A 25,280-nucleotide genomic window follows, 5' to 3' on the forward strand; every position below is an offset into this window, starting at 1 on the left:
GTCAGACCTCCACCTTCACGTATTGGCCCGGCGCTTCGGGATCGGGCGCATACCAGGCCGGTTGGCCCTGCGGATCACGCCCCAATCGCGCGCCGGCAATCTTGGGCGCAGCCGCGTCCATCACCGTCTGCGTGGTCGCCTTGGGCTTGGGCAGGAAGCTGGAGTCCTGCAATTCGTCGATCGACGCCTTGAAGGCATCGGCGATCCGGGCGTAATCGGCTTCAGTATGCGCGGTGGTGAAGAAACACGGGAAGTTGTCGAGGATGTGCACGCCGCGGCTGCGCATCATCGCGAACAGCAGATCCTGCAGCGGGTGGTCCTCGAGGAAGAAGGTTTTCCACACCGATGCGAAATGACGCACTTCCACCGGCGCGCCCACCGCGGCGCAATGACGGTTGAGGTCTTCGGCGAATGTGGTGATGCGCTGGTTCAGGCGCGACTGCAGTTCCGGTCCCTGCGCCTTGAGATGCTTCAGCACCGCAGCCGCGGCGGCCAGCGCCAATGGATGACGGACGAAGGTGCCGGCGAAATAGGTCACGCCCACCGTCGGCACGGAGTCGTCCCCGAACTGCCAGTCGCCGCCATCGAGCGCATCCATGTAATCGCGCTTGCCGGCGATCACGCCGATCGGGAAACCGCCGCCGACTACCTTGCCGTAGGTCGCGAGATCGGCCTGGATGCCGAACATGCCCTGGGCGCCGGCGGGATGCGCGCGGAAGCCGGTGACGACTTCGTCGAAAACCAGCAGCGCGCCCGATGCTTCGGTGATCGCCCGCAACTCCTTGAGGAATTCGACCGGCTGGAAATCCGGACGCCGGCTCTGCACCGGCTCCACCAGCACCGCGGCGAGTTCGTCGGCATGTTCGCGCAGCCACTGCGCCGATTCCTCGGTGCCGTAGTCGAGCACGACCACGTGTTCGGCGGTATTGCGCAGGATGCCCGGCGCGGCCGGCACCGCGCGATGGGTGCGGGTCCCGCGCACGATCATCTCGTCGATGATGCCGTGATAGGCGCCGCTGAACACCGCGACGGTATCGCGGCCGGTCACCGTGCGGGCGATGCGCAATGCGCCCAGCACCGCTTCCGATCCGGTATTGCACAGCGCGGCGCGATCGTTGCCGGTGACGTCGCAGAACAGTTCGGCGACTTCGCCGGCCAGCACGTGTTGCGGGCCGATCTCGTAGCCGGCGTCGAGTTGCGCACGCACCGCGTCCAGCACGAAATCCGGTTGCCAGCCGAACAGGCTCATGCCGAAGCCGTTGAGGGCATCGACGTAGTCGTTGCCGTCGAGATCGGTCAGGTGCGCGCCCTGGGAGCGCTCCATCACGATCTGGTAGGTGATTTCCTTGAGCATGGGCTTGAAGCCGTTGACCACGCGTGGATCGGCGAGTCGCGCACGGTGGCGTTGCGTGTAGTCCTTCGACGCGCGTGTGCGCGCGACATAGCGCTGGATGAAGGCATCGAGGCGATCGCGCTGGCGCGGTCCCAGCTCGGACGATGCGGTGTTGTCGATGCGGGCGATGGCGCCGAAGGCTTTCTTGACGTCGTAGCGGGTATGCGCGAGCGCATCCGCTTCGGCCTGGTCGGAAGGCTGCGACGGCTCCACGGACGCCGCCGCGACTGGCGCGGTCGGGACAGCCACGGCGGCCGGCGCCTGCGCGGGAACCGCAGGCGCGGCGCCGAGCAGTTCGAGCTGGCGTTGCATCAACTGCATCTGCTGCGCGATCAACTGTTGCAGGTCGCCGGGAACAGCCGTCGGCACCGTGATGGCCGCGGCATTGGCAGGCATCGCGACCGGAGCCGTGGCAGTCACCGCTGCCTGCTGCTCGACACGGGCCGGCGCCATCGTTGCCCCGAGCATCGTGCCGAGTCGCGTGAGCGTCGAATATTCGCCCATCAACTGGCGGAAGCTGACCTTGCTGCCGAAGCTCTTCTGCAACTGCAGGGCGATCTGCGTCAGCGTCAGGCTGTCCAGTCCGGCCTCGACGAAATTGGCATCGTCGTGCATGCCCGCCATGTCGATGCCGGAAACATCCTCGAACACCGCACGAATGCGCGCGATCACGTCCGGGTTCATGGTCGCCGCCGCTGTCTGTGCGGCGGGCGCGGAATTGCTTGCTGACATGGAATTCTCCCCGGGAATCACGGCAGTCGCGGCGGGCGCATCTGCGACCGCGGGTAACCAATAGGTCTTGCGTTCGAACGGATAGGTCGGAAGTTCGAGGCGATGGCGATGTTGCCGCGTATCGAGGCCATCGGTGGCGACATCGATGCCGGCGCTCCATAGCGCACCGACCACCTGCAGCAAGGACTGCGCTTCCGTCTCGACGTTGTCCGCCAGCGACGGCAATGCGAACTGGCCCTCGCCGAAACGTTGCTGTTTCGCCAGCTGGCTCAAGGTATTGCGCGGACCGGCCTCGAGCAGGACGCGGACACCGGGCAACGCGAGCGCAGTGGCGGCGGCCCGGCCGTACTGCACGGGCGAGCGCAGCTGGTTCACCCAATATTCCACCGACATCGCCTCGGCATCGCCCAGGCGTTCGCCGGTGACGGAGGAAATGATCGGCAACGACGGCGCGTTGCGCGTGCATGCGGCGACGGCTTCGGCGAACGGCGCCAGTGCCGCCTCCATCATGCGCGAATGGAAGGCATGCGAGGTACGCAGCGGCGTGCAGGCGACCTGCTCCGCCGCCAGTGTCGCGGCGAAGGCATCGACGGCTTCGGCACTGCCGGCGACGACGCAGGAACGCGGACCGTTGACTGCCGCGAGATCGAGATCGCCCGGCAGGCGCGCCAGCACGTCCGCTTCCGACAGGCGCACGCCAAGCATCGCGCCGGCCGGCTGCGATTGCATCAAGGCGCCGCGCTTGGCGACCAGGTCGATGGCGTCGTCCAGCGAAAACACCCCGGCCAGCGTCGCTGCCGCGAACTCGCCGATGCTGTGCCCGAGCATGGCCATCGGCGTGACGCCGAACGACTGCCACAGGCGTCCCAACGCGTATTCGATCGCAAACGTCGCCGGCTGCATGCGCCAGGTCGGGCTCAGGGCATCGGGGTCATCGCTGAACAACAAGGTGCGCAGATCCTCACCCAGCGTGCGCCCCAGTCGTTGTGCGCAGGCGTCGATGGCATCGCGGAACACTGCATGCGTTTCGTACAGGCTGCGGCCCATGCCGGGATAGGTCGCGCCCTGCCCCGGGAACAACAGCACCACGCCATGATCGCCACCCGCCGCAGTCGCTGCCGCATTGGATTGCCGCAACAACCGGATCGCATCGTCGTGGCCATCCGCGGCGACCGCACGGCGGAACGCAAACGCGCGACGACCACTGCGCAGCGTCCAGGCGACATCGGCGAGATTGGCCTGCGGATGACCCTCAAGCCAGTTCGCCAACTGCTCGCAGGCCTGCTGCAAGGCCTGCGGCGAACGCGCCGACAGCTGCAGCAATTGCACGCCGCCGGCGGCATCGGAAGACAGAGCTTCCGGTGCCTGTTCCATGACGACATGGGCATTGGTGCCGCCAACACCGAAGCTACTGACACCAGCGCGCCGAGGGGATGGGGAGCAGCGCCAGGCATCCGCTTCGGCGTTGGCGACGAAGGGGGTTGAAGCGAAATCGATGGAAGGATTCGGCGCGGTGAAGTGCACCGTGCGGGGAATGCAGTTTTCGCGCAGCGCGAACGCGGTCTTGATCACGCCGGCGGCGCCGGCGGCGATCACCAGGTGGCCGACGTTGCTCTTGAGCGACCCGATGGTGCAGAAACCGGTGTCCCGAGTCGCTTCGCCGAAGGCCAGGGCCAGTCCTTCGATCTCGATGGGATCGCCGATCGGCGTCGCCGTGCCGTGCGCCTCGACATAACCGATGCTGCGCGGATCGATATCGGCGTCGCGGTGCGCCATTCGAATGGCCTTCGCCTGCCCCGCCGCGCTCGGCGCGGTGAAGCTGGCGCGCTGCGCGCCGTCATTGCTGAGGCCGATTCCGCGAATGACCGCATGGATCGGGTCGCCATCGGCTTGCGCATCGGACAGGCGCTTGAGCAGCACCATCGCCGCGCCGTCGCTGAACACCGTGCCCGCCGATTTGGCATCGAAGCTGCGGGTGTGCCCATCCGGCGACAGCATGCTGCCTTCCTGGTAGAGATAGCCGCTGTTGCTCGGGCACGTCACCGACACGCCACCGGCCAGCGCCATCCGGCATTGCCCGGCGCGCAGGCTTTCCACCGCTTGGCAGATCGCGACCAGCGAAGTCGAGCAACCGGTATGGATGCTGATCGCCGGCCCGGTCAGCCCGAGCTTGTGGGCGACGCGGGTGGCGATGTAGTCCTTCTCGTTGCCAAGCATGGCCTGGAATTCGCCGACCCGCGCGATGCGGTCGGGATGGCGCAAGACGTGCTTCTGGAAGTAGCTGGCGTTGTACATGCCGGCGAACACGCCGACGTCGCCATCGGCTTCATCGCCCGGCGCATGGCCCGAACGCTCCATGCATTCCCAGGCCAGTTCCAGCGCGATGCGCTGCTGCGGATCCATCACTTCCGCTTCCGGCGCCCCGATGCCGAAGAACGCCGCATCGAACTGTTCGACACCGTCGATCACGCCACGCGCCGACACGTAATCGGGATCGTTGCGCAGCGATTCGGGGATGGATGGATCAAGCGCCGCAGGATCGAACCGGGTGATGCCTTCGCGACCCTCGCGCAGCATCGTCCACAACGCCTCGACATCCGCCGCGCCGGGAAAACGCCCGGCCATGGCGATGATGGCGATCGGTTCGGAACCGTTGCGCACCATCTTCTCGATTGCCTGCGATTCGGATTGCGACTCGAAGCGCGCCGCCAGCAATGCCGGCGTGGGATGGCTGAAGAGATGGCCCGGCGATGCCGATGCCGGCAGCACGCCATCCTGCTTCAAGGTCGCGACGAGGCGCGAGGCCGACAGCGAACTGCCGCCGAGATCGAAGAAGCTGTCCTCGCGACCGACGCCGTCGAGATCGAGCAACTCGCCCATGGCGCGTGCGATCGCGACTTCGCATTCGCCGCGCGGCGCGACATGCGGATTCGCGAGTTCGGGACGAGTGCGGTCAGGCGCCGGCAAGGCGGCACGATCGAGCTTGCCGTTGGCCGTCGTCGGGAAACGGTCGAGCACGACGTAGCGCAGCGGCACCATGTAGTCCGGCAGCCTGCGTGCCAGTTCCGCACGGATCGCCTGCACATCGAGTGTGTGTCCGTCCTCGGCCTGCACATAGGCAACGAGACGACGCTCGCCATGCCCGCTGTCCGGCGCAGTGACGGCGGCATTGCGTATCCCGGGAACCGCACCGAGCACGGCTTCGATCTCGCCCAGCTCGATGCGGAACCCGCGAACCTTGACCTGTTGGTCGATGCGCCCGCAGAACTCGATGCAACCGTCTGTGTTGACGCGCACCTGGTCGCCGCTGCGATAGGCCAGACCAAGCCCATCCGGCGACGGCACGAAGCGTTCGGCGGTGAGGTCGTCACGCCCGAAATAGCCCAGCGCGACGCCGCTGCCGGCGATCCATAGCTCCCCCGCTTCGCCATCGGGCACCGGCCGCCCGTCGCCATCGACGACGTGCAGGCGGGCGCGGTCGATCGCGCGGCCGATCGGCACGTTGCGCGCGTCTTCGGCGAGATCGGTGATTGCGTGGGTCACCGCGAACGTGGTGCATTCGGTCGGGCCATAGCCATTGAACAGCGCGACGTCCGGCTCCGCCTCGCGCATCCGCCGCACATGCCGCACCGACAGCGCTTCGCCGCCGGTGAACAGCTGGCGCAGGCCATGCAGCTGGTGCGGATCCTCGTCGACCACGCTGTTGAACAGCGCGGCGGTCAGCCACAGATGGGTGATGCCATGTCGGCGAATCGCCTCACCGAGGGCAGTCGCGGTCGGCACGGCTTCGTGGTGGATCACCAACTGTCCGCCATTGAGCAGCGGGCCCCAGATTTCGAGGGTGGATGCATCGAAACCAAGCGGCGCCGCCTGCAGGAAGACCGTGTCCACGCCCAGGTCGATGAAGCCGACATCGCAGACCAGCCCAAGGATCGCGCGATCGGGAATGCACACGCCCTTCGGCGTTCCGGTCGAGCCGGAGGTGTACATCACGTAGGCGAGGTCCTCGCCAGCCCGTGCGATATCCGCGAGCGCTGCGTCCGCCGCAGCGCAATCCTCGATCGCCGCTGCGACGACACCTTCCGGCAAACGGATCGCCGCTTCGCTCGCCAGCGATACGAGGCACAAGCGTGCGTTGGCGTCGGCGAGCATCGTCGCCAGTCGCGCCGGTGGCTGCGTCGGATCCAGTGGCAGGTAGGCCGCGCCGCAGCGCAGGATCGCCAGCATCGCGATCACCGCGTCGGCGCCGCGCTGGGCATCCAGCGCAACGATGTCGCCGGCGACTACGCCACGCTCGCGCAATCCGGCGGCGACCGCAGCCGACATCGTGTCCAACTGCGCATAGCTGATGACGCGATCGCCATCGCGGATGGCGATGGCATCGGGACGCAAGCGAGCCTGCGCGATGAACGCATCCACCAGCGACGACGCGACCGCGTCCATGGATGCCAGCCGCGCGTTCACGCAGCTTCCTCCGCGTACTCGTCGCAGGCATGCGCAGCCTTGCCGCGGTAGTCTCTGCGCAACTTGAGCAGCAGCGCGCCGAGCGAATCCGACAGGCCCGACTGCCCGATGTGCGGTGGTTGCAAGCCCAACTTGCGCAAGGCGCCATGGCCGGCATGCAGGCGCGCCTTCTCGCGGGTGGAGTCGGTGTAATACGTGAAGCTGACCGTGACCGAAGGGCCATCGCCGTTCTCGACCATGTGCGGGCTGGTCGACGGCATGTAAGCGCCTTGCCCCGGCTGCAGGTCGAAGACATGCGCGCGTTCGCGGAAGGCATCGCGCCAACGCAGCAGATAGCGCTCATGGCTGAGATGGAACAGGTCGCGGGCGTGCTCGCTGGCGACTTCCTGGTCGTCGTGCGGCCACACGTAGACGCGCTTGCGGCCCTGCACCTGCAGGATGAAATTGTGTTCCGCGTCGAAGTGGTACGGCGTCACCGCACGCGGCGACGTCACGAAGATCCAGCCGCCGCGATAGCTCATGCCGTGATCGCGGGTGTCGATCTCCGGCTGCAATTCGTCCAGCACCTCGCGCACCAGGGTGCGGTACAGCGGATCCTTCTGGATGTTCAGCAGCGACATCCATGCCTGGGCATTGGCGAGATTGCGCAATGTATCCGCGGACGATGCCGCGTTCGGGAACAGCTCCGGCGCGGAATTGAACGGCGTGCCCGCCTTGGCCGAATCGGAATGCGTACGCACGCTGCCCTGCGCTTCCAGTCGTTGCGCCAGCGCGACCAGTTCGTCGAGGCGCAGCAACGGATGGTCCTGCAGGTGGTGACGCACCGCCTGGATGCGCCATGGGTCGAACGCCGTCCAATCGACGTCGATCCACTGCGCCAAATCGATTTTCGGTACTGCAGCCATCGTCTTCTCCCCCGGCCCCCCAGCCGATGCTGTTGTCAGCGCGCTCCCTTGCCCAGCAGCACCACTTCCACCGTCTGCAGCAGGATGCTGAGGTCGGAGAAGAAGGTGTGGTTCTTCACGTAGAACAGGTCGTAACGCAGCTTCTCTTCGGCATCGCGCACCGACGCACCGTACGGATAGCGCAGTTGCGCCCAGCCGGTCAGGCCCGGCAGCACGCTGTGGCGCATGTCGTAGAAGCGGATCTGCTGGTTCAGCGAATCAACGAACTGCGGGCGTTCCGGGCGCGGTCCCACCAGGCTCATTTCGCCGCGCAGCACGTTGATCAGCTGCGGGAGTTCGTCCAGGCGCGCCATGCGGATGAAACGCCCGACGCGGGTCACGCGGTCATCGTCGCGCTTGGCCCATTGCGCCACGCCATCCTTTTCGGCATCGACGCGCATGCTGCGGAACTTGATCACCCAGAACTTGGCGCCGTGGATGCCGACGCGGATTTGCTTGTAGAAGATCGGGCCCTTCGATTCCAGGCGAATCGCCAGCGCCACCAGCATCATCAGCGGCAGGGCCAGCACCAGGATCAGCGAGGCGAAAGCGAAGTCGAAGGCGCGCTTGTTCAGGCGGCGCGGCAACGAATGATCGAATCCATGCGAGAACACCAGCCATGACGGATCGAGCCGCGTCAGGGTGATCATGCCGGCCTCGCGCTCGACGAAGGTCGGCAGGTCGCATACCCGCACGCCGCGGCCGATCGCCTCGAGCAGCGGCTGCATGTGCGCCTCGCGCTCCTTGTCGTCCATCGCGACCAGGATCTCGTCGGCATCGAGCAACTGCGCAACCTGGTCGACATTGCCTTCGCCGCGCACCAGCAGGTTCGATTCGACCTTGATTTCCTCGCCCGCGCTCGGCACGTAGCCGATCACGCGGAAATTTCGGCGATCGGTGGAACGACGCATCCGCCGTTCGAGAAAACTTGCGGTCTCGCCGGCGCCGAGCACCAGCACGCGCGACTTCAACGTATGCGACGCGAACACCGCGCCCCACACCAGGCGCAGGATCATCACGCCGAAGAATCCGAGGAGCAAGGCGCTGACCAGCACGCCGCGACCGATGTAGGACAGCGGGAACAGGTAATACATCACCAGCAGGGCGACGCCGCCGAACGCGAAAGCGTAGATCTCGCGCAGCAGGAACCCGAAGCGGTTCTTGCGCAGGTAGACGTGGTGCAGCCCGAAGGCCGTCATCGATACGCACAACACCAGCGCGAACAGCACCGCGCGCCACAAGAGGTGATCGGAGAATTCGAGATAGCCCGGCGCGTCGTGCATGAAACGCAACCATCCGGCCAGCCGGACGCAGCCGATCAGCAACGCGAATTCGAAAAACCAAAGGAAGAAAACCTTTGAGGGGCCGCTTTTCCCTAGCCTTGACATGCACCACTCCTGAAATCCGTTTCAGTCCAACTCCATGCCCGTGCATGCCGGCGTTCCAATCGCCTGATCACGGGGCTTCAACGACTCTGCGATCGTCCCCTTGCCGTCGAGTCGCTGTCAAGTCACATCCGCATCACCTGTTCGCGAAGTGAAACGACATCGACATTTCCCGGTTCGAACCGCACCAGCACTCCGTCCAGCGTCGGCACCGCCAAGCCGAGACGGGCGCGATCGGCGCAGGCGCGCAACGACCACGCGCGCAGCCCTGTCGCCATCGCCAGTTCCGTCACCGCCGCGCCCTGCCCGCTGCGGAACGCATTCATGTCGATCGACAACCCGCTTCCGATCGCCTTCAGCACGGCCTCCTTGCGCACCCAGGCATCGATCAGCGCCTCGCCACGATCGCTTTCCTGCGGGTGCAGCACGTTGCCGGCCAGGCCATCGAGCAATGTTTCGTGCTCGATCGCCTCGATGTCGACGCCGATCATCCCGGCATCGCGCGCCACCGCGATCGCCACGAAATCATCGGCGTGGCTGAGGCTGGTCGCCACGTTCGGCAAGCCCGCGACCATCGGCATGCCCGACGCCATCCGCCCGATCTCGACGCGAGCGGGATCGCGTCCGAGGACCCGGGCGACCATCAGGCGATGCAAGGCATAGGCCAGCAAACGGCGCTCGCGCTCGCGGGGATCGCGCAGGCGTTGGGCGCGTGCGTGCAGCGCCGGCGGCACCAACTCCTGGAGGCGCCAGAACTGGCTGCGCCAGACCTGGAGATCGCTGATGGCGACCACGCGCGGCGCGCTTGCAAGCCGTGCGTCCAGCGGCAGCAATTCGGCGAAATCGTCGCCCTGCTCCGCGACGAACCAGCGGCTGCCCGCAGGCTCGGCGGCGACGGCGTGGCGTTCAGCGTCCACCGGTCAATCGATCCGGAATGTTGAACAGGTAATTGACGTTGATCCAGCGCCGCGCACGTTCGTCGTAACTGCCTTCGATATGCGTCCTGCGGCCGGTATCGACGCCGACATCGGCGCGGGCATCGGCACTGATGTCGAGGCCGCCACCGGGATTGCGTTCGGTCTGGATGTCGTCGAACTGCAGGCGCACCTCGCGCACGCCGCTGTCCTTGGCGATCTGGTCGCAGACGCGCGTTTCCAGTTCGCCGATCAGCACCGGATCGTTGAGCACACGCAAGGGTGTGCTCGCCGACTGGCCGAAGTCGAGCACCGGATAGGTCGCGCTGCCTTCGCCCGGCACGTAACGCGTGCTGAAACGAAAGCTCGTCCATTCGTTCTGCGCGGCCGGACGATACTCGCCGATGCCTTCGAGGTTCTGCGCCGCGCCCTCGCGCGATTTCACTTCCACCGATTTCAGGCGGATGCGCAAGGCGGTGTCGTGCAGGCGTTCGGTCAGCGCGACCATCACCGCGCCCGCGACGATGCCGCGAACGTCTTCGTCGACCTGTACATGGGTGGGGGTTGCCGACGCTGGCCTGGGTGTCGCCATCACCGGCGAAAACCCGCACGCAAGCGTGATGAGGCAGACTGTAGCCCGCATCTGCGGGAAGCATCCTTTCATATCGACCGCCTTCCATTGGCTAGGGCGAATTGCCCGGTCACCCGCAATCATAGGACATCGAAATGGCAAGTGATACCCCACCCATTCACCTTCAAGCGGATGCCCTGGTTCCAGCCGTCCGGGCGGTTTTCGACAGTGGTCGCACCCGTCCCCTGGCATGGCGCATCGCACAATTGCGGGCATTGGACCGCATGCTGGTGGATGACGCCGATGCCATCCACGCTGCGTTGCTGGCGGACCTCGGCAAATGCGCTGTCGAATCGCGATTGACCGAAACCGCCTTCCTGCGTGCCGAAATCGCCCACACCCTGAAGCACCTGCGGCGCTGGCTGCGCCCGCAGCGCATCGCCATTCCGTTGTCGCTGCAACCGGCGCGAGGACGCCTGGTGCCGGAACCCCTGGGTGTGGTGCTGGTGATCGCGCCGTGGAACTACCCGGTGCAATTGCTGCTGGCGCCGTTGATCGGCGCCCTCGCTGCCGGCAATGCCGTCGTGCTCAAACCCAGCGAAGTCTCGCCGAATGTCGCGGCCACCCTTGCCAAGCTGGTTCCGCGCTATCTCGACAAGGAAGCCGTCGTCGTCGTGGAAGGCGGCGTCGCCGAAACCACCGCCCTGCTGCGCGAACAGTTCGACCACATCTTCTATACCGGCAACTCGGCCGTGGCGCGCGTGGTGATGACCGCGGCCGCGCAACACCTGACGCCGGTCACGCTTGAGCTCGGCGGCAAATCGCCGCTGTGGATCGACGACAGCGTCGACATGGAGGCCGCGGCGCGGCGCATCGCCTGGGCGAAATTCCTCAACGCCGGACAAACCTGCGTCGCGCCCGATTACGTGCTGGCCACGCCGGCGGTCGCGGAAAATTTGATTCCCCATCTGCGCGCGGCCATCCGCGAGTTGTACGGAAACGACCCGCAAGCCAACCCGACCTACGGGCGGATCATCAACGGCCGCCATGTCGAACGCCTGCTGGCGCAGATCGATCCGGCACGCATCGTGATCGGCGGCGAACACGATGCCGGTGAGCGCTACATCGCACCAACGGTGCTCCATCCCGTGACTGCCGGCGACGCGGCGATGCAGGACGAGATCTTCGGCCCGATCCTGCCGATCGTCCCTGTCGAAGATGCCGATGCAGCAATCGCCTTCATCCGCGCACACCCGAAACCGCTGGCGCTGTATGCCTTCACTTCCGACCGTTCGCTGCGCCAACGCTTCGTCGATGAAACCTCGTCGGGCGCATTGGCATTCGATTTCGCGGTGGCACACCTCACTGCGCCGGAGATGCCCTTCGGCGGCGTCGGCAACAGCGGCATGGGCGCGTATCACGGCGAAGCCTCGTTCCGCATCTTCAGCCACTTCAAGCCGGTGATGAGCAAGCCGCTGAAGCCCGATACCCTGCGCCTGATCTTTCCGCCCTATGGAAAAACGGTGGAACGGGTCATCGACTGGTTGCTGGTGCGTGGCTGAGGAATCCGCATGTTCGATCTGAAAGAAACCACCGTCCTGGTGACCGGCGCCGGCATGGGCATGGGGCGCCTGTTCGCGCTGCAGGCCGCGCGCGAAGGCGCGAAACATGTCGTGCTGTGGGACATCGACGAGGCGGCGCTGGAACGCGTTGCCGATGAAATTCGCGCCCTCGGCGCAACGCCACATCCCGATGCCGTCGATGTCGCGGATCCGGCCGCCATTGATCAAGCCGCGGGCACGCTGCTTGCGACGCTGGGCGCGCCGGATCTCGTCGTCAACAATGCCGGCATCGTGCGCGGCAACGCCTGGTTCTGGGAGACCGAGCCACGACGCGACATCGAGCCAGTGATCCGCATCAACACGCTGGCGCCGATGCACATCGCACGCACACTGCTGCCGGCCATGCTCGCCGATGCCAGCCGCGAACGCCGCATCCTCAATATCGCATCGGCCGCGGCCACCGTGTCCAATCCGCGCATGAGCGTGTATGCCGCATCGAAATGGGCGATGCTCGGCTGGAGCGATTCATTGCGCCTGGAACTGCAGCAGTCCGGCCATCGCCATGTCCGCGTCACCACCTTCTGCCCGAGCTACATCGCCACCGGCATGTTTGAAGGCGCGCGCGGCCCGTTGCTCACGCCGTTGATGTCGCCGGAAAGCGCGGTCGCAGCTGCGTGGAATGGCATGCGCCGTGGGACGCCGATCGTGATGAAACCCTGGACCACGCGATTGGCGAAGGTCCTCAAGGGCATTCTGCCGTTGCCGGCCTGGGATTTCGTTGCGGGTCGGATCTTCCATGTGTACAACAGCATGGATAACTTCCGCGGACGCCACTGAGATGACCGACGACCCATCGCTGCCCGCCGGCCAGCGCATTATTCGCAACCTCGGTGTGTGGCGTTACCTGCAATTCGTGCTGGTGGCGATCATCGCCGGCGCACTGATCGACTGGTTGTCCAACCTGCAAACGCTCACGGCATGGCTGCTCGGCGCAGCCATCGGCATCGCCTATTTCGTGCTGGAAAAAATCCGCGGCACGATATGATTCGAGCGAGTGCGTTTCCGGAGCCGACTGCATGCCGTTGCAATCCACCATCGCCATTTTCATCGGAGCCGGTTTTGGCGCGCTGTCGCGCTGGTGGCTCGGGCTCGCCCTGAATTCGATCTTCCCGACCATTCCCCTCGGCACCCTCGCCGCCAACCTGATCGGCGGCTTCGTGATGGGCCTGCTGATGGCCACGTTCGACCAGTTCCAGGCAATTCCGCCCGCAGTGCGGCTGGCACTCACGACCGGATTCCTCGGCGGCCTGACCACGTTCTCGACCTTTTCGGCAGAGGCCTCCACCTTGCTGCTGCGCCAGCAGTTCGGCTGGGGTGGCGTGCTGGTCCTCGTCCATGTCGCAGGATCGATCCTGTGCACGCTGGCGGGCGTCGGCATCGCCGGATTGCTGATCGGCAAACACTGAAACGGGAGGCGACGGCGCCACAACCGCGCCTTAACGTGGACGAAAAATGACGCCGCGGCAATGTTGTCGAATCGCCATTAAACGTTTTTGGCGCAGGTGATGACCGGGCACCGTTACAGGCGTCTACTGGCATGAGCCCCCACCGGTTGCCCGCCATGAGCAAGTCCATCGCCCTCACGTTCCCGCGCACGCTCCTGCCGAAATCCCTGCTCGCCGGCCTTGCTCTTGCCGCCGGATTGGCGATGAGCCATCCCGCCAAGGCGATGGTGTCGATCAGCGTGCGTTTCGCGCCGCCGCCATTGATGATCTACGAACAGCCGATGATTCCCGCGCCCGGCTACATCTGGGTACCCGGCTACTGGGCCTGGGCCGACGATATCGGCGACTACTACTGGGTACCGGGCCAATGGGTGTTGCCGCCCTTCGCCGGTGCGCTGTGGACGCCGGGATACTGGGCCTGGAACGATGGCGTGTATTTCTTCCATCGCGGTTACTGGGGCCCGGTCGTCGGCTACTACGGCGGCATCAACTACGGTTTCGGTTACTTCGGCAGCGATTACGTCGGCGGCTATTGGCATCGCGGCGTCTTCAACTACAACCGTGGCTACAACCGCATCGACAATCGCGTGGTCAACGTCTACAACAACACGACGATCATCAACAAGACGGTCATCAACAACAATCGCATCAGCTACAACGGCGGTCCGGGCGGCGTGAATGCACAACCGACCATGCAGCAGCGCCAGGCCGAACGCCAACGGCATTGGGACGCGGTGCCGGACCAGCGGGCAGCGATGCAACAGTCACGCGAGGATCGCACGGCGCGCTTCAACTACAACCATGGCCAGGCCGACAGGATGCAATGGCGCGGCACGCAGTCCCCGACGCCGCCTGCAACGCCCGCGCCACAGCAACCTGCCGCAACGGTGCAACCGCCGCATCCCAGGAACATGCCGTCGCGTCCGGCGCGCGGCAACATGATGCCGACCGATGGCATTCCGGATCGCAGGCCGCAGCAATGGCCGGGCGCACGCGAACGCACGTTGACCCCGGAAGATCGCGCCGCGATGCGCGAAGAGCGCCGCCCGATCGCTCGACCGCCGATGCCGGCGCCAGCGATGCAGCCCCGCATGCAGCAACCTCGCCCCATGGTCATGCACGCGCCTCAGCCGATCGTGCATCCGACTCCGCAGCAGCAGCAACAACAGCCCGTGCACGGCGGCGGCAATCCCCATCGCGACGAGCGCCGTCGCGACAACAATGGTGGAGACTGATCAGCCCTTGTCCTGGCGCGCACGGATGCGCGCCGCGCGCAGGGCGTCGAGCTTCTCCTTCAGCTTGAGCTCCATGCCGCGCGCCACCGGTTCGTAGTAGACACGCTCGCCCATGGCATCGGGGAATCCGGTCTGGTCGAGCGCGACGCCGCCCTCGACATCGTGGTCGTACTGGTAGTCCTTGCCGTAGCCGAGCCCCTTCATCAGCTTCGTCGGGGCGTTGCGAAGATGCAGCGGCACCGGTTGCGAACCGAATTCGGCCACGTCGGCACGCGCGGCGTTCAATGCCATGTAGCTCGCGTTCGACTTGGCCGTGCTAGCCAGATAGATCACGAGATTGGACAGCGCGATATTGCCTTCCGGCGCACCGATGCGGTCGTAGGCGTTCCACACGTTGATCGCCATCTCCAGCGCACGCGGATCGGCGAGGCCGACATCTTCCACCGCCATGATGGTGAGGCGACGCAGCAGGTACGAGGGATCGCAGCCGCCGTCGATCATGCGTGCCGCCCAGTAGATCGCGGCATCGGGATTGGAACTGCGCACCGATTTGTGCAACGCGCTGATCTGGTCGTAGAACTGCTCGCCGCCCTTGTCGAAGCGCCGGGTACGATCGGCCAGCACCTGCTGCAGCGTATCGTCGGTGATGTGGCCGCCCTCCCCGCCCGCCAGTTCGGCGGCGATCTCGAGCAGGGTCAGCGATCGACGCACGTCGCCATCGCCGGCAATCGCGATCTGTTCCAGCGCCTGCGGCGATGCCTGCAAGCCGCGACCGCCGAGGCCACGGGCATCGTCATCGACCGCGCGCTGCAGCACCTGCGCGACATCGGCGACCGAGACCGCTTCCATCACGTGCACGCGGCAGCGCGACAGCAACGCCGAATTCAATTCGAACGACGGGTTCTCGGTGGTCGCGCCCACGAAGATGATCGTGCCGCGTTCGATATGCGGCAGGAAGGCGTCTTGCTGCACCTTGTTGAAGCGATGCACCTCGTCGACGAACAGCAGGGTGCGCCGGCCGCCGAGAAAGCGCTGTTCCGCCGCAGCCAGCACCTTGCGCACTTCCGGCAGGCCGCACAGCACCGCCGAAACCGCTTCGAAATGGGCATCGGCATATTGGGCGAGCAGCAATGCCAGCGTGGTCTTGCCGCAACCCGGTGGTCCCCACAACACCATCGAATGGACGTGCCCTGCTTCGATCGCCCGGCGCAACGCCGAGCCCGGCGCCAGCAAACGCTGCTGCCCCGCCATCTCGTCCAGGGTGCGCGGACGCATGCGCTCGGCCAGCGGCTGCAACGCGCTGACGTCGGGGTCAAGCCCCGGCAATGACATGCTGGTATTCATTCGTCCCGATGTTACGACGCCATCCGTCGCGACGCCTCAATCGCCGATGACGTCGACATCCTTGGGCGGCGTGAAGCTGAAGCTGGCCGCCGGCAAGGCGATGTTGCGTTGCCACTGCGCGAAATACATCTGGGTCCGCTGGCCGAGAGGATCGATCACGACGATCTGCGACAACTGGCCGTCCTTGAAGCCGATCTTCGCCGACTGGAAATTGCTGTCGGCCTTGGAACGCGGCGCGATCGTCAGCCAGTTCACGCCCGCGCTGGCGCCGCCATCGGTCACGACATAGTTGCGGTCGAGCCGCGCCGGATCGACCAGGATCGCCAGCGGGCTGTTCTGCTCTTCGGGCCCCTGCGGCCGCTTGCTCACCTGCTGCAGGTCGGGTTCGTAGATCCACACGGTCCTGCCGTCGGCAACGACGAGCTGGCGATACGGCTTGACGTATTCCCAACGGAATTGGCGTGGCGTCGCCAGCGACACGCGTCCGGACGACGACTGCTTGAGCCGGCCCTTGGTGTCGTAGACCTCCTGCGAGAAACCGCCCTGCAGCGACTTCAATCCCTGGGTGAAGGCCGTGAGATCGGCGCGGGCGTCGGCATGCGCGACCTGGGCCAGCGCCAGCACGCAAAGGCCGGTCAGCCATCGGGAAATACGCATCTGCTCGCTCCTTGCCAGTGTCCACGGGCAGTGTGCCCCGATCCGGCTGAACCCCGACCTGAATGCGGCCGGGAGCGGACGATCCGTCAAGCCGTCATTGCTGGCGCACGCACTGGAAATAGCTGCGCCCGGCGTCGCGGGCGGCGTCCTGGTCGGCGATGCTGTCGGGGATCGCGGCAGCCGTCGCGCACTTGGCGATGCCGGCTTCCAGCGTGCCGCAATCGATGCCACGCCCCGGCTGCTGTGCCTGTGCATCACGGCTGGCGCAACGCTGGCGCATCCGCGTGTTCATCCGGGTGATGAAATCGGCCTTGGCGATCGGGAACTTCACGTCGCTGAAGTCCATGCCGTGGCCACGATGGCCGCCGCCGTCTCCCGCGGCCTGCCCGTCCTGCCCGCGATGGCAGGCGCCGATCGCCAACGCGGCGGTCAGTGCCAGGGTTGCGACGATGGTGCTGCGAAGAATCTTCATGCGGGGCTCCGGGAGGCGGACTTGGTCATGTGTTGGCTGCGTGGTTTGAAATCATGCACCAGTGCGGGTTTGACGACTTGCTGGAAAGCATCGTGGAAATTCCAGCGCTGCGACAGGCCGAGCAATGGTTTCAGCTTTTCGTAGAGATAATCGGCGTCACGGGTAATCCTCGGGAAATGCAGCAGTGTCACCGGGATATCGTGCTTGGCCAGCGTGTAGATGAGCTTGTACAGCTTGGTCGTGAGGATGTCTTCCTGCTGCTCGGGATCCGGCGTATCCCACAACCCGCCTGGCGCATCCTCGTGGCCGCTCGCACGCGAAACCGCGCGCCGGCTTTCCGCGGCGCTGAACAAGTCACGCACCGGCACCAGGACATGATCGATCGCGATGTCGTGGTCGGCGAGAACCTCGTCGAGCTGGTCGCACAGCCACGGGCTCTTGACGACGTAAGGCGCATGGCGATCGCGGATATCCCGCTCCATCCCGGCATTGGCCAACGGATAGATATCGGCAGCGCGCTCGCGGAACCCGGTCGGCATCCCTAGCGCGGTCATCAGCTGGATCAGGAACGTGGTGCCCGCACGCCCGGTCCCCGTGATGACTACGTGATGACGACTCATCGAATGCATTTCTCCAGGCGCCAGGGGACGGCGAAATGCTTCGAATCGCCGTGCGTCGGCAACAACAACGCGCAGGCGCTGGTCGTGGTTGACAGCGCTCGGAGGAATCCTCAGTGCTGCGCGACGAGATCGCCGTAGACGACCTGGGCCCGGAACCCGCGTCGGACCGCCTGCATCAAGGCGCGGTACAGGCCGTAATCCTGCGGCTGGCACAAGGCGTGCGGGCCACGCACCGACTTCAACTGCAGGACATGCACTGCCGTGACCTTCTGCCCGTCGCGCTGCCAGCGTGCGCTGTACTGCCCCGCGGCATTGCTGAATTCCGTGTCCTTCGGGATCGCATCCAGTTTCACCGACGCGGGGAATTCCAGGACATAGGTTTCCTGCTCGCGCGATTCGTCCGAGCAATGGAATGGCACTTCGTTGGTCGGATTGGCATAACGCTGGTATTTGTTGCGCAGCGAGCCGCTGCCCGGCGGCAGCGGCAACGTCATCCCGCCCGGCACGCTGAAATCGACGACATCGTTCGCCTCGAAGCCGAAGCCGTATCCGTAAGGCTGGCGCAGGTCGGTGGCATCGCCATGCAATTCGAGCTTTCCTCTTCCGATCAATCCCGCCTGGCCGAGGAAGGATTGCTCCACCATCGAACGGATCTGTCCATTGACCTGGGCAAAGGCGCCGCGCAATCCGATTTCACCCACCGGCCCGATGTCGATGCCTGTCTGGCCCTTGGCGTTTCCGTCGGCGTCGTAACGGAACGCGGTCGTGACATGGCTGTAGTTGCGTTTGGCATCGTTGGCCGGCGTCCAGGCCAGGCGGCCGTCGCGCGTGTGCACGACCGGCTTGCCGAGATCGCCACCCGGCAGCTGGCCGAAGCGCGCGAACGGACTGGTGGAATCGAGGTAGAGATCGAATTCCGGGACATAGTTGATCGCGTGGTTGAAACGTTCGACCAACGCCACCTGCGACCATTCCGGGCCGCCGCCGGCACCGATCAACACCGGCGAACTGGCGATGCCCCTGGCGGCCAGCAAGGCCTCGAGGATGACCGTGTGGTCCTTGCAGTCGCCATAGCGGTTGGCAAGGATGCTGTCGGCGCTGTTGGGCTCGTAGCCGCCGTTGCCGAGATAGATGGCGACATAGCGAATGTTCTTCGCCACCCATTCGTAGATCGCCTGCGCCTGCGCGCGACGACCGTCGATGCCCTTGGTGATGGCATCCGCCTGCGCGCGGATCGCCGGCGTCACCGCGGCGGCGGCTTTCGCCTTGACGTCGTACGCACGGCCAAGCTGCGAGAAATCGGAATAGGTACTGGCCATCACCACCGGCCCGTATTCCCAGGCTTCGGCGGAGAACGTCTGCGACTTCAGAGGCTCGCTGCGACGGTACCGCCAGCGCCAGCTGGTGCGATCGCCAGCGGTCACCGGCTTGTCGCCCTGCACGTCGCGGACGAACAGATGCATCGGCATGTCGCTCGGCGCCTGCAACGTCACTTCGGCATCGTCGAACTGTTCGAACGGATTGAACGCTTCCAGGATGCGGAAATAGCCGCCGAACGTCGGATGCAGCACGTGCTTGCGGAAGGAATAGACCAGATGACTGCCTGGCGCGAGATCCGGGAACACGATGATCTTGACCTTGTAGTCGGCGTACATCGGTCCGCTGGCGCTGGAATAGCTTTCCTGGCTGTAGATCTTGTCCTTGGGCACGTCGCGGCGCTGTCCGTCCGGCCCCATCGTGTATGCCTCGAGCACGTCGAGCGTTTCGTGCTTGCTGCTGTAGTCCAGGCGGACCTGGCTGTAGCCGTCGACACCCGCCTTGGTCTTCACCAGGATGTCGTTGAAATCCGTCTCGGTATAGGTGGCGTCGGCAGCCACCACGTAGTCGGCGCGATAGCGCACATGGCTGGCGTTGTTGGTCGCTTCCTGGGCCTGTAGCGACATGGGCACGCACAATCCCGACAGCAGCACCAGCCATGCGAAACGAATCGTCATCCTTGGACCTCGTCGGGAATGGTGGATGCGGGGATTTGCCCGGGTTGCAGCAGCGCTCAGTCGCGGACCGGCGGCGGCGCCAGCACGGTGCGATCGCCATTGTGTTCAGGCGGGCTGACCACGCCGGCGGCTTCCATCGCCTCGACCAGTCGCGCGGCGCGGTTGTAGCCGATCTTGAGGCGACGCTGCACGCCGGAGATCGACGCGCGGCGCGTTTCGGTGACGATGCGGATCGCCTCGTCGTACAGCGGATCGCTTTCGTCGTCGCCGCTGCTGGACGCTTCCGGCAATCCGGTCGCGCCGACGCTGCTGCCGTCGTACATCGTCTGCACTTCTTCCAGCACGCCGTCGATGTAATCGGGCTGGCCGCTCTGCTTGAGCTGTTCGACCACGCGATGCACTTCCTCGTCGCTGACGAAGGCGCCATGCACGCGTTCCGGCATCGAGGTGCCGGGCGGCATGTAGAGCATGTCGCCGTGGCCGAGCAGCGTTTCCGCGCCGGACTGGTCGAGGATGGTACGCGAGTCGATCTTGCTCGACACCTGGAAGGCGATGCGGGTCGGGATATTGGCCTTGATCAGGCCGGTGATGACATCGACCGACGGACGCTGCGTCGCCAGGATCAGGTGGATGCCGGCGGCGCGCGCCTTCTGCGCCAGTCGTGCGATCAATTCCTCGACCTTCTTGCCGACGATCATCATCATGTCGGCGAATTCGTCGATGAAGACGACGATGAACGGCAAGGTATCGAGCGGCTGTGGCGCCTCGTCCGGAATGCCCGATGGCTTGAACAGCGGATCCATGATCGGCTGGCCGGCGTCGGCGGCGTCCTTCACCTTCTTGTTGAAGCCGGCGAGGTTGCGCACGCCGACCGCGCTCATCAGCTTGTAGCGGCGCTCCATTTCGCCAACGCACCAGCGCAGGCCGTTGGCGGCCTCCTTCATGTCGGTGACGACCGGCGCCAGCAGGTGCGGGATGCCCTGGTAGACGCTGAGTTCCAGCATCTTGGGATCGATCATCAACATGCGCACGTCCTTGGCGCTGGCCTTGAACAGCAGCGACAGCACCATCGCGTTGACCGCGACCGATTTGCCGGAACCGGTGGTACCGGCGACCAGCAAGTGCGGCATGCGCGCGAGATCGGCGACGGTTGGCCGGCCGGCGATGTCCTTGCCGAGGGCGAGCGTCAGCGGGCTGGCCGACTTGTCGTATTCGCGTGACCGCAGCAGTTCCGAGAGATAGATCATCTCGCGGCTGGTGTTGGGGATTTCGAGGCCGATCACCGACTTGCCGGGAATGACGTCGACCACGCGCACCGACTTCACCGACAGGCCGCGTGCGATGTCCTTGTCGAGCGAACTGATCGAGCTGACCTTGACGCCCGGCGCCGGCTCGATTTCGAAACGGGTGATCACCGGGCCCGGATAGGCCCCGACCACTTGCGCATCGATGCGGAAATCCTTGAGCTTGTATTCGATCTGGCGCGACAGGGTTTCGAGGGTTTCCTCGTCGTAGCCCTTGGCCTGCGGCTTGGGATCGTCGAGCAGCGCCAGCGGCGGCAACGCACCGGGATCGCCGCCGACGAACAGCGGAATCTGCTGGTCGCGCTTGGCGCGTTCCGATTTCTCGATGACGGGCGCGGCCGGCGGTTCGATCTTCACCTTCTCGCGCTTGGCACGCAGTTCGGTATCGACCTTGCGCGCCTCGACGCGCTCCTCGCGCATCTGGCGCGCTTCCTGCCATTCGCTGGCCTGTTGCTGGCCCTTGCGGAACATCCCCGGGACCGCCATCACCCAGCCGCCGATGCGTTCCATCAGCCAGAACCAGGAGAAGCGCGTCGCCAGGGTTACCGAAATCAGCAGCAACGCGATCATGAACAACACGCCGCCGGCCTGGCCGACGGTATGCCGCAGCGAATCACCGACCAGGCGACCCAGGATGCCGCCCGCGCCCGCCGAGAAATTCTCGACGTTGCCGATCCGCAATTGCAGCAGCCCGACCGCGGCGATCAGGAAGGCGAACAGCGCGATCAGGCGCAGCGCCGGGGTGATTTCCGCTTCTTGTTCGCTGGCCTCGGCATCGACCGGCCGGAACAGCGTGATCCACACCACCGCCCCGAGCAGCACCGGCACCAGCCAGGCGACATAGCCGAACAGGTAGATCAGCACATCGGCCAGCCACGCGCCGACCTTGCCGCCGACGTTATGCAGCGGCGTGGTGACGCCGACACTGCTCGACCAGCCCGGATCCTGCGGTGAATACGTGAACAGGCAGGCGAACAGATAAAGCAGGATCGGCGCGACGGCAATCAGGGTGATGTCGCGGATCATCCGCTTGCGCTGCGGACTCATCGGCGGCCGTGGCTCGGCCGTCGCGCGAGCGCGCTCGGTCCCGGTGTCGGATTTGGCGCGGGTGCGGCGGTTGGGTCGAGTGGCTGCCAAGGTGTGTTCTGACTCGGGAGATGTTGGGCTGGGGGTTGATGGAACGGGCAGCAGCCCGCATCTGAATGGAACGGACGCTTACACTAGCCGCCTGCCCTACTTCATACGATCCCAAGTATAACGATCATGTCGATGTCCTCCCCGAAGCATTGCCGCCTGCTCATCCTCGGTTCCGGCCCCGCCGGCTGGACCGCCGCCGTGTACGCGGCCCGCGCCAACCTCAAGCCCGTCGTGGTGACCGGCATGGCGATCGGCGGACAGCTGATGACCACCACCGAAGTCGACAACTGGCCCGGCGATGCCCACGGCCTGATGGGCCCGGCGTTGATGGAGCGCATGCAGGCGCACGCCGAACGCTTCGACACCGAGGTGGTGATCGACCAGATCCACAGCGCCGACCTGTCCAAGCGCCCGTTCCGCCTGGTCGGCGACGCCGGCGAATACACCGCCGACGCGCTGGTCATCGCCACCGGCGCGACCGCCAAATACCTCGGCCTGCCCAGCGAAGACCACTTCAAGGGTCGCGGCGTCTCCGCCTGCGCGACTTGCGACGGCTTCTTCTACAAGGAAAAGGATGTCGCCGTGATCGGCGGCGGCAATACCGCGGTCGAGGAAGCGCTCTACCTCGCCAACCTGTGCAACAAGGTCTACCTGGTGCACCGTCGCGACACCCTGCGCGCCGAGAAGATCATGCAGGACAAGCTGTTCGCCAAGATCGAGGCCGGCAAGATCGTGCCGATCTGGCATCACGCGGTGGACGAAGTGCTGGGCGACGACATGGGCGTAACCGGCCTGCGCCTGAAGTCGACCCAGACCGGGCAGACGCAGGACATCGCCGTGCACGGCATGTTCGTGGCGATCGGTCATCATCCCAATACCCAGATCTTCGACGGCCAGCTGGCGATGTCGAACGGCTATCTGGAGATCAAGTCCGGCCTCGAAGGCGGTGCCACCATGACTTCGACGCCGGGCGTGTTCGCTGCCGGCGACGTTGCCGACCAGCACTACCGCCAGGCGATCACCTCGGCCGGCTTCGGCTGCATGGCCGCGCTCGACGCCGAGCGCTGGCTGGAGTCGAACGGCTGACTCAAGACCGCGCCCGCCGCCTCGCCCGCATGAAGGCCATTGCCCTGGCCTTCCTGCTCGGTGCGATCGCATTGCTGGTGGTGGCGCAACATTTCGGTCGGCAAGGCATCTGGGGCTGGATCGGCGCCTTCGCCGAAGCGGCCACTGTCGGCGCCCTTGCCGACTGGTTCGCGGTGGTCGCGCTGTTCCGCCATCCCTTGGGATTGCCGATTCCGCACACGGCGATCATTCCGCGCAACAAGAAACGCATCGCCGATGCGCTGGCGCGTTTCGTCGCCGACAATTTCCTCGCCCCCGAGCAGATCCTGAAACGGGTGGACGAATGGAATCCGGCGCTGCGGCTCGGCGAATTCCTCTCGACCCCGGAACGCCTCGAACAATTGTCGCGGCAATTGCAGTCGTGGGCGCGGCAATCGCTGGATGCGCTGGATTCCCCGGTCTTCGAACGCGAACTGATGGCCATGGCCAGCCGCCAGTTGCAGCAATGGGACGCGGCGCGCACCGCGTCGCAGCTGATGCACGTCCTCACCCGCGGCGGCCATCACCAGAAAGTGCTGAACGCCGGCCTGTCGCAGGTCGCGGCATGGATGGGCCAACCCGGCGTGCGCGATTTCATCACCGAAAAACTGATCGTGATGGCCCGCCGGGAATTCCCCAAACTCACCTGGCTGGCCGACAAGCTCGACTACACCGAGGACCTCGCCGTCTCGCTGTCGACCCGTCTCGCCAACGCGATCATCGAGGAAGTGCAGGACGTGTTGAACACGCCCGACCACCCCCTGCGCCAACGCTATGGCGCCGAAGCCATGCGCCTGATCGATGCCCTCGAGGACGATCCCGAGCTCCAGCAGCGCATCGCCGTGTTCAAGCAGAAGCTGATCGACAGTCCCGAACTGCAGGACTACGTCCGTGGCCTGTGGCGGCAGCTGCGCGACTGGCTGCGCGCCGATCTCGCCAGTGACGATTCCACCAGCATGCGGCAGTTCCGCCAGTACGCCGAACGCCTGGGCCAGCGCCTGCGCAACGACCCGGTGTGGCAGGCCACCGCCAACGAACAGTTGCGGATCGCCGGCGAGCACATCGCCGCGCAACTGCGTGTCATCGCACCGGCCTATATTCGCCAGACCGTGGATGCATGGGACACTCGCTTCCTGGTCGACGAAATCGAGCGCAGCGTCGGCCGCGACCTGCAATATATCCGCCTCAACGGCACGGTGATCGGCGGACTCGCCGGTCTCCTGCTCCACGCGATCTTCCAACTCCCCCTGCTGCATTGAATCGAGGACGCCATGCTGACCCTGCATATCGCCAACAAGAACTATTCGTCGTGGTCGCTGCGGCCCTGGGTATTGCTGAAGACGCTCGGCATTCCGTTCGAGGAACGCATGCATCCCTTCGGTGAACTCTTCTCGTTCTCGCCGACGCGCCGCGTGCCCTGCCTCAACGACGGCGACATCACCGTCTGGGATTCGCTGGCGATCACCGAATACCTGGCCGAACACCATTCGGAAGTGTGGCCGCGCGATGTCATCGCCCGTGCCTGGGCGCGTTCCGCCGCGGCGGAAATGCATTCCGGATTCGCGGAATTGCGCAACGTCTGCTCCATGAGCTGCGGCCAGCGGGTCGAATTGGCCTCGATATCGCCGGCGCTCGCCGATGACATCGCCCGCCTCGATGCGCTGTGGAACGAAGGCCTGTGGCGCTTCGGCGGCCCGTTCCTCGCCGGCAGCGAATTCACCGCGGTCGATGCCTTCTTCGCACCGGTCGCGTTCCGCATCCAGACCTACGGGCTGAAGCTGGGCGACGCTGCGTCCGCCTATGCACAACGCCTGCGCGACCTGCCGGCCATGCGCGACTGGTACGCCGCCGCACTCGCTGAAACCTGGCGCGAACAGGCACACGAAGACAGCATCTCTGCGCACGGCCGCGTGACCGACGACCTGCGCGTTCCCGCGGCCTGA

General features: G+C 65.5%; 19 protein-coding genes. 8 read left to right on the forward strand and 11 right to left on the reverse strand.

The genetic code is table 11. The features are described from left to right. Window position 1 precedes the first annotated feature (1 nt). From ABE093_RS09180 to ABE093_RS09200, 5 genes are all read right to left on the reverse strand, one after another. Window positions 2–6,589, reverse strand: coding sequence for an amino acid adenylation domain-containing protein (locus ABE093_RS09180; protein WP_430760566.1), 6,588 nt, complete (start codon window positions 6,587–6,589; stop codon window positions 2–4). Beyond that, a complete protein-coding gene (locus tag ABE093_RS09185; protein ID WP_430760567.1) occupies window positions 6,586–7,494 on the reverse strand; it encodes a cupin-like domain-containing protein in 909 nt (302 codons plus the stop codon). Before ABE093_RS09185 ends, ABE093_RS09180 begins: the two co-directional genes overlap by 4 nt. Window positions 7,495–7,529: 35 nt before the next feature. After that, entirely contained in the window at window positions 7,530–8,921 is a 1,392-nt protein-coding gene (locus tag ABE093_RS09190; protein WP_430760568.1) for a TIGR03013 family XrtA/PEP-CTERM system glycosyltransferase, read from the reverse strand. A 122-nt stretch (window positions 8,922–9,043) separates the two neighbouring features. Next, a complete protein-coding gene (locus ABE093_RS09195; protein WP_430760569.1) occupies window positions 9,044–9,835 on the reverse strand; it encodes a 4'-phosphopantetheinyl transferase family protein in 792 nt (263 codons plus the stop codon). Further along, the gene (locus ABE093_RS09200) at window positions 9,825–10,424 is read right to left on the reverse strand and encodes a hypothetical protein (protein ID WP_430760570.1); all 600 of its coding nucleotides are present in this window, start codon (window positions 10,422–10,424) and stop codon (window positions 9,825–9,827) included. The genes ABE093_RS09195 and ABE093_RS09200 overlap by 11 nt, the downstream gene beginning before the upstream one ends. A 134-nt stretch (window positions 10,425–10,558) precedes the next feature. Here ABE093_RS09200 and ABE093_RS09205 point away from each other — a divergent pair, with 134 nt between their 5' ends. The 5 genes from ABE093_RS09205 (at window position 10,559) to ABE093_RS09225 (ending at window position 14,705) form a co-directional block, all read left to right on the forward strand. Beyond that, window positions 10,559–11,965, forward strand: a complete 1,407-nt coding sequence (locus tag ABE093_RS09205) for an aldehyde dehydrogenase family protein (protein WP_430760571.1) — start codon at window positions 10,559–10,561, stop codon at window positions 11,963–11,965. 9 nt (window positions 11,966–11,974) lie between these two features. Next, window positions 11,975–12,802 (forward strand): SDR family NAD(P)-dependent oxidoreductase, encoded by an 828-nt coding sequence (locus ABE093_RS09210; protein ID WP_430760572.1) that lies wholly within the window; start codon window positions 11,975–11,977, stop codon window positions 12,800–12,802. 1 nt (window position 12,803) lies between these two features. Beyond that, complete coding sequence (locus ABE093_RS09215) at window positions 12,804–13,010, forward strand: hypothetical protein (protein WP_430760573.1); 207 nt, start codon at window positions 12,804–12,806, stop codon at window positions 13,008–13,010. A 31-nt stretch (window positions 13,011–13,041) separates the two neighbouring features. After that, entirely contained in the window at window positions 13,042–13,431 is a 390-nt protein-coding gene (crcB, locus tag ABE093_RS09220; protein WP_430760574.1) for a fluoride efflux transporter CrcB, read from the forward strand. A 155-nt stretch (window positions 13,432–13,586) separates the two neighbouring features. Then, a complete protein-coding gene (locus tag ABE093_RS09225) occupies window positions 13,587–14,705 on the forward strand; it encodes a YXWGXW repeat-containing protein (protein ID WP_430760575.1) in 1,119 nt (372 codons plus the stop codon). Here the strand turns inward: ABE093_RS09225 and ABE093_RS09230 are convergent, their stop codons facing one another. The 6 genes from ABE093_RS09230 to ABE093_RS09255 form a co-directional block, all read right to left on the reverse strand. Beyond that, on the reverse strand, window positions 14,706–16,049 hold the full coding sequence (locus ABE093_RS09230; protein WP_430760576.1) for a replication-associated recombination protein A: 1,344 nt from the start codon (window positions 16,047–16,049) through the stop codon (window positions 14,706–14,708). Window positions 16,050–16,085: 36 nt separating this feature from the next. Continuing rightward, complete coding sequence (lolA, locus tag ABE093_RS09235; protein WP_430760577.1) at window positions 16,086–16,706, reverse strand: outer membrane lipoprotein chaperone LolA; 621 nt, start codon at window positions 16,704–16,706, stop codon at window positions 16,086–16,088. A 94-nt stretch (window positions 16,707–16,800) separates the two neighbouring features. Next, the gene (locus tag ABE093_RS09240; protein ID WP_430760578.1) at window positions 16,801–17,178 is read right to left on the reverse strand and encodes a hypothetical protein; all 378 of its coding nucleotides are present in this window, start codon (window positions 17,176–17,178) and stop codon (window positions 16,801–16,803) included. Then, window positions 17,175–17,798 carry a hypothetical protein gene (locus tag ABE093_RS09245; protein WP_430760579.1) on the reverse strand — a complete coding sequence of 208 codons (624 nt, stop codon included), beginning with the start codon at window positions 17,796–17,798 and terminating at the stop codon, window positions 17,175–17,177. Before ABE093_RS09245 ends, ABE093_RS09240 begins: the two co-directional genes overlap by 4 nt. Before the next feature lie 110 nt (window positions 17,799–17,908). Continuing rightward, window positions 17,909–19,768, reverse strand: coding sequence for a DUF3857 domain-containing protein (locus ABE093_RS09250; protein WP_430760642.1), 1,860 nt, complete (start codon window positions 19,766–19,768; stop codon window positions 17,909–17,911). Window positions 19,769–19,848: 80 nt separating this feature from the next. Next, the gene (locus ABE093_RS09255; RefSeq protein ID WP_430760580.1) at window positions 19,849–22,233 is read right to left on the reverse strand and encodes a DNA translocase FtsK; all 2,385 of its coding nucleotides are present in this window, start codon (window positions 22,231–22,233) and stop codon (window positions 19,849–19,851) included. 126 nt (window positions 22,234–22,359) lie between these two features. Between ABE093_RS09255 and trxB the strand changes: the two genes are divergently transcribed. From trxB to ABE093_RS09270, 3 genes are read left to right on the forward strand one after another with little or no spacing between them, the layout of a single operon-like run. Then, window positions 22,360–23,319, forward strand: coding sequence for a thioredoxin-disulfide reductase (trxB, locus tag ABE093_RS09260; protein WP_430760581.1), 960 nt, complete (start codon window positions 22,360–22,362; stop codon window positions 23,317–23,319). A gap of 29 nt (window positions 23,320–23,348) precedes the next feature. Further along, complete coding sequence (locus ABE093_RS09265; protein ID WP_430760582.1) at window positions 23,349–24,596, forward strand: DUF445 domain-containing protein; 1,248 nt, start codon at window positions 23,349–23,351, stop codon at window positions 24,594–24,596. A 12-nt stretch (window positions 24,597–24,608) separates the two neighbouring features. After that, on the forward strand, window positions 24,609–25,280 hold the full coding sequence (locus ABE093_RS09270) for a glutathione S-transferase family protein (protein WP_430760583.1): 672 nt from the start codon (window positions 24,609–24,611) through the stop codon (window positions 25,278–25,280).

The sequence above is a fragment of the Solilutibacter silvestris genome, assembly GCF_050574925.1.
GTDB lineage: Bacteria > Pseudomonadota > Gammaproteobacteria > Xanthomonadales > Xanthomonadaceae > Solilutibacter > Solilutibacter silvestris_A.